1 protein-coding gene and 2 pseudogenes are annotated in these 596 nt (G+C 35.9%); 1 reads left to right on the forward strand and 2 read right to left on the reverse strand.

Annotation, left to right across the window (positions count from 1 at the left end):
- Positions 1–315: hypothetical protein (locus tag RH85_RS23005; RefSeq protein ID WP_006712513.1), on the forward strand; the 315-nt coding region annotated here is incomplete at its 5' end.
- Positions 316–393: 78 nt separating this feature from the next.
- Here the strand turns inward: RH85_RS23005 and RH85_RS22775 are convergent.
- Both RH85_RS22775 and RH85_RS22780 read right to left on the reverse strand, forming a co-directional pair.
- Positions 394–477, reverse strand: a pseudogene (locus RH85_RS22775) (IS1 family transposase); the annotation flags it as partial.
- 7 nt (positions 478–484) lie between these two features.
- Positions 485–596 (reverse strand): annotated as a pseudogene (locus RH85_RS22780) (IS5/IS1182 family transposase); the annotation flags it as partial.

Raw genomic sequence — 596 nt, forward strand, 5'->3', positions numbered from 1 at the left:
AAAAAGATAGAAATAAACAAAATATATGTAGACAATTTAAAGTTAAATCATAAAGACGATTGTGGTAAAGTTAAATCAAGATTTGGTGAAACTTTTTGGGCGGAAAATAGTTGTGATGGACCAATTGGTTTCTTTATGAATAAACGCCCGTCGGGAGAGTTTATTGATGCTGATGGTAAGGTTTATGATAAGCAATATAAAACAATTTGGGGACATAGTTGGGTGTACTTAAATCTTGAGACTACAGATGGTTTTTTTGACCGACTACCAATTCATAAATTATCTTTGCCTTTCCCGGAGGTGGCTATTAACTAAGGAAGTATCCCAAATGGATTTATTCCAAACAATGACCCGTACCAGCAGTTTTGGGTCATTGTGCCAATCGGTTGATTCAAAATAGAATTTTCGTTCAATGAATGTCTCGATCACCTTATCATGCTTTTGTTCAGATTTCGAAAAACCGATAGTTCTACGCATTTAGAATCTATCCCAAAAGGGATTTGTTCCAAACAATGAGGCCGCAAGCAAAATGCAACATGGCCTCGTAGTTTTCTATTTTCTTCTCCCAACGAACAAGCAATCTACGATAACGGTTT

Origin of the sequence: Vibrio ichthyoenteri ATCC 700023, from assembly GCF_000222605.1 — a bacterium.
In the GTDB taxonomy this organism is placed as follows: Bacteria; Pseudomonadota; Gammaproteobacteria; order Enterobacterales; family Vibrionaceae; genus Vibrio; species Vibrio ichthyoenteri.